The following is an 8,302-nucleotide window of genomic DNA, read 5'->3' as shown; positions in this document are numbered from 1 at the left end:
CGGATCAGTTCGACTGCCTTGTCGACATCGAACGGTTTCGCGAGATATTCGAACGCGCCACCCTGAAACGCGGCAACCGCGCTGTCGAGATCCGAGAACGCCGTCATGATGATGACCGGCAGCCCGGGCAATTTGTCGCGCACGGTTTGCAGCAAGTCAAGTCCCGAACCACCCGGCATGCGGATGTCGGACACAAGCACTTGCGGGCTTTCCTGTTCGAGCGCGGCGAGCGCATCGCGGACGCCGGAAAAACTGCGGGTCGCGAAGTTCTCTCTTGCGAGCGCTTTTTCAAGCACCCAGCGGATGGATTGGTCGTCGTCTACTATCCAGATCGGCTTCATATGGTTCGGCGAGAAGTCTTCGTGTGGTTCGGTTCAAGCCCGTTGAATCAGTCAGGCTTGGACGCGTTGCTGCGTGGATGCCGCGATGGGCGTTGAACCTCGTGTCAGGTCGTTGTGATATTAGGTCAGCCTTCGAACGGCAACAGGATCTTGAACTCAGTGCAACCTGGCTTGCTCTCGACGTCGATCGCACCGTCGTGCTGCTGCACGAAAGTCTGCGCCAGCGTAAGGCCCAGTCCGCTCCCGTCCTCCCGGCCCGAAACGAGCGGATAAAAGATACGATCGCGAATTTCCTCTGGAATGCCCGGGCCGTTGTCCGTGACATGCAAGTCCAATGCCAGTTTATGTAATTTCTTGCCGATCGTGACCTTGCGCGCAACGCGCGTGCGCAACTCGATGCGCGCGTCGCCTTGCGAAATCCGTTCGCGCAACGCTTCCGCTGCATTGCGTACGATATTGAGCAGTGCCTGAATCAACTGCTCCTTGTCGCCGCGCAAGTCCGGCACGCTCACGTCGTAATCGCGCTCCAGCGTGAGGCCGCGCGGAAACTCCGCAAGAATCACGGCGCGGACACGCTCACACACTTCGTGAATGTTCACGTCGCCCACGATGTGCGGATGCCGATGCGGTTCCAGCAAGCGGTCGACCAGGGTTTGCAACCGGTCCGACTCCTTGATGATGACCTGCGTGTACTCTCTCAACTCGTCGCGTTCACGCGCGCCAAGTTCGAACTCGAGCAACTGCGCTGCACCACGAATCCCACCCAGCGGATTCTTGATCTCGTGCGCCAGGTTGCGAATCAATTGTTTGTTCACTGCGGTCAGATCGTGAATGCGCTCCTCACGGTCCGTGCGCAGATGGCGCTCGTTTTCGAATAATTCGAGCAGCACATAATCCGGTGCAACTTCCAGATAGGCGATGACCGCATGGACGTGTAGCGACTCGCGCCCGGGGCGTTCGAGCACGGCGTCGACATGCGTTGCGTTGAAACGGTTATCGGCGATGGACGCGATGGTCGTCACCAGCTCGTCTGCGTTGGCGAACAGTTCAGGCCATGCGGTTTGCGTCAATTGCTTGCGCGAACGCTCCAGCATGGCTTCCGCCGACGGATTGGCGAACGCAATCTTGAGCGTCGTCTTTGCCAGCACGAGTACGACCGTGGGCAACGCTTCCATTCCAGGCAGCAAACCCGTGGCGACGAGCGTGGCGTCGTCGGACAAGGAATTGTCGGGAGGACTTCTTCTTGCCTTGATGAGATTCTTGAGAACCATCGTGCAATGAGACCCGGTCAAGAAACTTGTCAGGAGAATAGTCGGCGATTAAAAAAGGGACGGCGCGCCGTGCGTTGCGCCGTCCCTCTTTATTTCACCTGACACTCTGTGGCGTGGCTGGCAGCGCGCTTCGTCCAGTAGCGAGACGAAGTGCGCGCGCCATGTATCGCGCTTACAGCGAGTAGTACATTTCGAACTCGATCGGATGCACAGCCTGGCGATAGCGCTGCAATTCGGTCGTCTTCAGTTCGATATACGCGTCGATCATCGAATCGGTGAACACGCCGCCGACCGTCAGGAACGCGCGATCTGCGTCGAGCGCGTCAAGCGCCTGGTCCAGGCCCGAACATACGGTCGGGATCTTCGCGTCTTCTTCCGGCGGCAAGTCGTACAAGTTCTTGTCAGCAGCTTCGCCCGGGTGGATCTTGTTCTGGACACCGTCCAGGCCGGCCATCATCAGCGCCGAGAAACACAGGTACGGGTTCGCCATCGGATCCGGGAAACGCGTTTCGATACGGCGACCCTTCGGATTCGGCACGTGCGGAATGCGGATCGAAGCCGAGCGGTTCTTCGCCGAATAGGCGAGCTTCACCGGTGCTTCGAAGTGCGGCACGAGACGCTTGTACGAGTTCGTCGACGGGTTCGTGATCGCGTTCAGCGCGCGAGCATGCTTGATGATGCCGCCGATGTAGAACAGCGCGAATTCCGACAGGCCTGCATAGCCGTCACCAGCGAACAGGTTCTTGCCGTCCTTCCAGATCGACTGGTGAACGTGCATGCCCGAGCCGTTGTCGCCCACGACTGGCTTCGGCATGAACGTCGCCGTCTTGCCGTACGTGTGCGCCACGTTATGGACGATGTACTTCAGTTGTTGCGTCCAGTCGGCGCGTTGAACCAGCGTCGAGAACTTGGTGCCGATTTCGTTCTGACCCTGACCGGCAACTTCGTGGTGGTGCACTTCGACCGGGATGCCGATCTGTTCGAGTAGCAGGCACATTTCCGAACGGATGTCCTGGAACGTGTCGACGGGTGGAACCGGGAAATAGCCGCCCTTCGTACCCGGACGGTGACCTGTGTTACCGCCTTCGAAATCCATTGACGACGACCACGGTGCTTCTTCCGAACCGATCTTCACGAAGCAGCCCGACTGGTCAGCGCTCCAGCGTACCGAGTCGAAAATGAAGAATTCCGGTTCCGGACCGAAGAAGGCTGCGTCGCCCAGGCCCGAGCTCTTCAGATACGCTTCAGCGCGCTTCGCGAGCGAGCGCGGGTCACGTTCGTAGCCCTTGCCATCCGACGGTTCCACGACGTCGCACGTCAAGACGAGCGTGGATTCTTCATAGAACGGGTCGACAAAAGCCGTGTCCGCATCCGGAATCAGCAGCATGTCCGATGCTTCGATGCCCTTCCAGCCAGCGATCGACGAACCGTCGAAAGCGTGGCCGCTTTCAAATTTGTCTTCATCGAATGCCGAAACCGGCACCGAAACGTGTTGTTCTTTACCGCGCGTGTCGGTGAAACGGAAATCGACAAACTTGACGTCCTCGTCCTTGACGAGTTGCATGACGTCGGCCACGGATTTGCTCATTACCTTCTCCTGATTAACAAGTGTCGACGAACGTTGATTCGCCGCCCAACCGATTCGAAACCATCGGCAAACTCAAAAGCAGCTTCCATGCCAAGTGCACCATTGTTGCGCTAAGCAGTTGAAGCTACATACATTTTCGGGGAAAGAGACTCGACCCTGGAAACGGTTTACTTAAATCGTTCAGCATGATCGTGCACAACATTTGTGCACTCAGCAAAACAGTCCACTACGTTAGCACTGATTCGGGGCGATTTGAACGCCCCGCACCACGTTGGTGTCCTGCCAGGACGCCACCAACGCCCGCGCCAGCCCCTGTGGGAGCGCCCAAGCTAGAATGACTCATTAAAATGTCCGATTGGAGACGATCCATGAGCACCCTCGAGCAGTTGAATGCGCAGGCCGTAAATCGCGCCGCAGAAAATCAGTTGCCGTACGCCGGCGGCTTTCTTCCTGCCGAAGCGTTCGAGCTTCTCCAACTCGATCCATCCGTGCGTCTCGTGGACGTACGCACGCGGGCCGAACTCGACTGGGTAGGACGTCCTGCCATCGATACCGCGCAGTACTCGCACATCGAGTGGATCCACTATCCCGGCTCTGTGCCGAACGCCGCATTCATCGAGCAACTCCGCGAGGTTGCCACCCCTGACACGCCCATCCTCTTTCTTTGCCGCAGCGCCGCGCGTTCAAAGCTGGCGGCGGTGGTCGCTCAAAAAGAAGGCTTTACGAAAGCCTTCGACCTGCTGGAGGGTTTTGAAGGCGACAAGGACGGGCAAGGCCATCGCAAAACCGTGTCCGGATGGTGCTTTCGCGGCCTACCATGGATCGGTGCGTGAGCCCGGGTTGTAGCGGCACGGAGGGCGCATTTAATCCGCGTTTAGTCCGTTCCGCCCGGTTCGTTTTCCACGATCTCGCCACCGAGCGCCGTCACGCCTTCGCGCAGCCTGACGAACGCGGCGTTCGCGGCGTCGGGCTCGCCCTTGACACCCAGATCGATGTGAGCGCGTTCGTAGACGGCCCCGCGCGCGATGTCGCCGACGCTTGGCAGACTGAAAACACGCACGCCCGCGAATTCGCGTTCGATCGATTCCATCAACGGCGTGACACGCGATTCAGGCAGCCCAAAGACCAGCACCGAGCGCTCGACATAAGGGTTGGCGTGATGCAGATCCGCGTATTTCGTATCCAGCACCCACTCGATCATTGGCCACGCCATGACGGGAAAGCCCGGGACGAAATGGGCGTTGGCGATTGAAAAGCCAGGGATCCGGTTGTAGCTGTTCGGAATGATGCTCGCGCCCTTCGGAAAGGTGCCCATGTTCAAGCGATGCAGGTTTTCGGGTAAGTCGAGGTCCACTGGCTTGTCCCCCGCCACCTCGCGTATCCGCGTACGGATCAGCTCGGCGGCTTCCGGGTGCAGTTCGAGCGGCACGCCCAGTGCCGCAGCCGCGCATTGCCGCGTGTGATCGTCAGGCGTTGCACCAATTCCACCGGTTGAAAACACGGCATCCCCCGACGCAAAAGCCCGCTTGAGTGTCGCGGTAATGCGTTCGCGGTCGTCGCCGATATATTCCGCCCAGTCAAGCGCCAACCCGCGCGCGGACAGCAATTCGATAATTTTTGGCAGATGCTTGTCGGTCCTGCGACCGGACAAGATTTCATCGCCGATGATGATCGCGCCAAAGCCCATGAAAGCTCCCTTCTCTGGAAAGTTAGCTGGAAATCCGAAGCTCGGCTGGCTCGCCGGATCCGCTCAGCGGAGGCAGCGGAACCGCAGCATCTGCGCGCATGCGATGGAGCGCATGCAGGCAATAGTGCGCAAACCAAAGCGCCGTAAATACGAGAATGAATGCGTAAATCCAGATGGTCGCCGCAGCGACAACCGGAAACAACGGCAACAACCAGACCGACCACGCCCACAGCATGGTCGGCAAGGACCCGAGTAAGCCGCTGATCACGCCAATACCCAATAGCGGCCAACGCGCTCGCCGCATGATGGCGCGCCGCTCGTCCGGGCTCGCGTGCAACGCAAGCGCGTCATAGGTCATCACGCGATAGGTGAGCCATCCCCATAGCAGCGGCGGAATTATCGCGAAAAATGGCGGGATCAACCATAACGGTAACGTCACGACCAGCAACACCAGGCACACGATGGTCGTGACGATTGAGTGTCCAAGACTTCCATACCAGGAACCGCCACGGCGCATCTCAAGCGATGCGTACTGTCGCCCCGTGAGCAACGCCAGCACCGACGGCATGGAAAGCGTCGCAATCAGCAATAACACCGTCACGACAATCAGCGGTATCGCCATGATCACGATGAAAAACGGTGCAATGACCGCGTGCAGCGACGAAAACCCGACCGAATCGAAGAGCCGGTACAGATACGACGTGAACGCCCAACTGTCGAGCCAGTCACGGGCAGCGCCGGTCAGGGTCTGCCAGAAGAACCACAAGAGCGCACCCCACGCGACGGACGCGACCGCAAATGGCATAAACGTCAGCCACAGCATTCTCGGGTGGAAAGCGTTCGCGAGCGCGCGCACGAACGAGCGCAACAAGTCATTCATGCAGGGACCGTTTGCAGGGGAAAGAAGACAGGATAAACCAGTCGGCCCATTGACCGCTGCTCGGCCAGATGGCTAACGCGAAGAGGAGAGACGAAAACGCCGGCTGAGCGCCGGCGAGTTGACCTACCTACTACCCATTGCGACAAGGCAAGAAGAACGGATTGGGCTCAGACAGCCGTTGCATCGGCATCCCGATCAGGCGGGCTGGAGGCCCTGCGCGATGCGATCCGCTGGCCGATACGCTTGAACGCAAGCCAATGCTGCTCGAAGAAACCGTCGCCGTAGTTGCGGCCGGGCACGTCGTTCACGGTGAGCTGATCGCGAATACCGGTCGGTTCGATTTCACGATTCCATGCCGCGCTTTTGAACAGCATGTCCCACCACGGCAACACAACCCCAAAGTTGCATCCGTATACCGTGCCCTCGTGTCCGTAGCCAATTGCATGGTGGCGCCGATGGAACGTCGGGCTCACCAGCAACCGCTCGCCGAGCCAGCCGTAATACATCCGGATATTGGCGTGCTGGACACTTTGCATCAGGTTCGTGATGGCAACAAGCACGACAAACTGTGACGGTTGCACGCCGATCACCAGTGCGACCGCCGCGAAGAAGCCGGCTTGAAGGACGAGATCAAGCAGATGGTTGCGATCGTCCGACCACAGCGACATTTTTTGCTGGCTGTGATGAACCGCGTGCAACTCCCACCAGATGCCAATCCGGTGTTCCATCCGATGGTACCAATAGCCTGCAAAATCGAGCACAACGAAATAGATGGCGAACGCAACCAGCGGCTGGGACGTCACGCCGGGCCAAAGGTTGTCCAGGTCGACGTTGGCGATATTGTGCAACCGCAGCCAGCCTTGGACATTATCGAAGAGCGGCTGAAAGGTGAAGAAAAAGAACAGGTTCAGGATGCCCAGCTTTACGATCCACGTGTAGATCACGTCCACACGCACGGCCTTACGGTCCGGCCACGTTTCGGCCGGGCGCAGCGCTTCGAGCGGCCGCAGGATCGCATACATCACAGCAACCTCAAGGACGCCCACGATGACCCAATACAGCGCGTCGAACGTGTCCTCGTCGTAGCCCATCAACCCGACTTTGAACAAAACCGGCTGCACCACGTCGACATACAGCAACGTCTGTACGGTCGAAACGAAGTTATCGAGAAGAGAGAGGATCGAATCAAACATGGTGCTCCGCTACGGGGTGCTGCTTGCTAGTGAATCACGGCCCGGCCGCCAACATGATGCAGCTTATCCGCCATTGGGCCCGGTGACCGGCGCACGGTCAAAAAAGTAGATCCCGTGCGGCGACCTACCTACTGCGATCGTCTGAATCAACTTCTTGGTCGTTAGATCAATGATGCCAATATGCTTGGCAAACCGGAACGTCACCCAAAGATAGCGTTTATCGGCGGACAGTTCCATGTCATCAGGACCCGGCATCAATCCGGTGATGTCGCCCACATTCGTCAGCGTATCTTCGTCGATGATGCTGATCGTACTGGCTACCCGGTTAGACACGGCCACGTGCTTGCTGTCCGCCAAAGAGCGGAAGTTGTGGGCACCATTGCCCGTCTTGATCGATTTGATAATTTTTTGCGTACGCCAGTCGACGACCGCGACGTAGTCCGATCCGGTAATACCGACCAAGAGGTATTTGTCGTTCGGGGTCATCCATAGTCCGGCCGGTACGTTGCCGACCTTCATCTTCCACTTGATCGCTTGAGTCGCGAGATCGATCGCGGCGACTTCGCCCGAAACCTGCAGCGAAATGAATGCCGTCTTGCTGTCGTTCGTGAAGGCAATGTGACTGGGCATGACCGCCAGCGGCAACCGCTTGGCGATCGAAATGTTCGTGCCGTCGTAATGGTAAATATCCACTCGGTCCAGACGCAACCCGGTCGAAACAAACCACTTGTTGTCCGGCGAGAACCCGATCTGATAAGGATCCTCGATGTTCTCCACCCAACGCTGCAGCTTGCCCGTCTTCGGGTCGATGAACATCAGGTTGTTGGATACCGAATTCGCGACAATCAACGACGAATTATCCGGCGTCGCCATCAAATGATGCGGCTCCTTGCCCGTTGGGATCTTGGCAACGACCTGGCGCGTTGTCTCATCGATCAGACTGAGCGTGGCCTCGCCGGAATTCAACACGATGACGTTGTTCGCCCAGGCAGGCGCAACGATGCAAGCAGTGGCGATCAACGCGGCAGCGGCGGCGATCGCCCGCGTGAGACGGGGACGATAAGTATTGCGCATAAAAGCTCAGGTCGAAAAAACAGCGGCCATTGTAGAACGTTCGCGCCTTCGAAGGGGTTCGATGCGGCATGAGTTCTCGTCGATACAGGTGATCTGGGGCGCTATGCCGCGGCATCGCCCGAAAACGGTCGCAAGAAAGCAGAACCGCGACCAGTGGACTCGCTAATAACGCGCTAACACAACGCGCTATCGATGCACGCTAACATCGCGGCGATCGGATCCACACCGCCCAAATCGACACGACAAATTTCCATCTATTTTGCAATTA

The 8,302-nt window shown here is 58.3% G+C and carries 8 protein-coding genes; 1 reads left to right on the top strand and 7 read right to left on the bottom strand.

The features are described 5' to 3' along the window. The 3 genes from WCA53_RS05400 to glnA form a co-directional block, all read right to left on the bottom strand. Positions 1-341 (bottom strand): response regulator (locus tag WCA53_RS05400; protein WP_423906541.1); only part of this gene is annotated, 341 nt, incomplete at its 3' end. Positions 342-466: 125 nt separating this feature from the next. Next, positions 467-1,612, bottom strand: coding sequence for a nitrogen regulation protein NR(II) (gene glnL / locus WCA53_RS05395; RefSeq protein WP_423906538.1), 1,146 nt, complete (start codon positions 1,610-1,612; stop codon positions 467-469). A gap of 172 nt (positions 1,613-1,784) precedes the next feature. Then, the gene (glnA, locus tag WCA53_RS05390; RefSeq protein ID WP_423906535.1) at positions 1,785-3,200 is read right to left on the bottom strand and encodes a type I glutamate--ammonia ligase; all 1,416 of its coding nucleotides are present in this window, start codon (positions 3,198-3,200) and stop codon (positions 1,785-1,787) included. Positions 3,201-3,568: 368 nt separating this feature from the next. Here glnA and WCA53_RS05385 point away from each other — a divergent pair, with 368 nt between their 5' ends. Beyond that, on the top strand, positions 3,569-4,033 hold the full coding sequence (locus tag WCA53_RS05385; protein WP_423906532.1) for a rhodanese-like domain-containing protein: 465 nt from the start codon (positions 3,569-3,571) through the stop codon (positions 4,031-4,033). A gap of 41 nt (positions 4,034-4,074) precedes the next feature. Here WCA53_RS05385 and WCA53_RS05380 read toward each other — a convergent pair whose 3' ends face one another. From WCA53_RS05380 to WCA53_RS05365, 4 genes are all read right to left on the bottom strand, one after another. Beyond that, a complete protein-coding gene (locus WCA53_RS05380) occupies positions 4,075-4,887 on the bottom strand; it encodes a competence/damage-inducible protein A (RefSeq protein WP_423906528.1) in 813 nt (270 codons plus the stop codon). Positions 4,888-4,909: 22 nt separating this feature from the next. After that, complete coding sequence (locus WCA53_RS05375) at positions 4,910-5,767, bottom strand: EI24 domain-containing protein (protein WP_423906526.1); 858 nt, start codon at positions 5,765-5,767, stop codon at positions 4,910-4,912. A gap of 167 nt (positions 5,768-5,934) precedes the next feature. Continuing rightward, the gene (locus WCA53_RS05370; RefSeq protein WP_423906523.1) at positions 5,935-6,960 is read right to left on the bottom strand and encodes a sterol desaturase family protein; all 1,026 of its coding nucleotides are present in this window, start codon (positions 6,958-6,960) and stop codon (positions 5,935-5,937) included. A gap of 63 nt (positions 6,961-7,023) precedes the next feature. Then, positions 7,024-8,034 (bottom strand): beta-propeller fold lactonase family protein, encoded by a 1,011-nt coding sequence (locus WCA53_RS05365; RefSeq protein WP_423906520.1) that lies wholly within the window; start codon positions 8,032-8,034, stop codon positions 7,024-7,026. Between the last annotated feature and the right edge of the window lie 268 nt (positions 8,035-8,302).

This window comes from Caballeronia sp., from assembly GCF_049581465.1.
Lineage (GTDB): Bacteria > Pseudomonadota > Gammaproteobacteria > Burkholderiales > Burkholderiaceae > Caballeronia.
This window is presented reverse-complemented; position numbering and strand designations above follow the sequence as displayed.

Bases quoted from the DNA above. Each gene is read 5' to 3' on its own strand.
- glnL (WP_423906538.1), bottom strand. From the start codon at position 1,612: ATGGTTCTCAAGAATCTCATCAAGGCAAGAAGAAGTCCTCCCGACAAT.
- glnA (WP_423906535.1), bottom strand. From the start codon at position 3,200: ATGAGCAAATCCGTGGCCGACGTCATGCAACTCGTCAAGGACGAGGAC.
- WCA53_RS05385 (WP_423906532.1), top strand. From the start codon at position 3,569: ATGAGCACCCTCGAGCAGTTGAATGCGCAGGCCGTAAATCGCGCCGCA.
- WCA53_RS05380 (WP_423906528.1), bottom strand. From the start codon at position 4,887: ATGGGCTTTGGCGCGATCATCATCGGCGATGAAATCTTGTCCGGTCGC.
- WCA53_RS05375 (WP_423906526.1), bottom strand. From the start codon at position 5,767: ATGAATGACTTGTTGCGCTCGTTCGTGCGCGCGCTCGCGAACGCTTTC.
- WCA53_RS05370 (WP_423906523.1), bottom strand. From the start codon at position 6,960: ATGTTTGATTCGATCCTCTCTCTTCTCGATAACTTCGTTTCGACCGTA.
- WCA53_RS05365 (WP_423906520.1), bottom strand. From the start codon at position 8,034: ATGCGCAATACTTATCGTCCCCGTCTCACGCGGGCGATCGCCGCCGCT.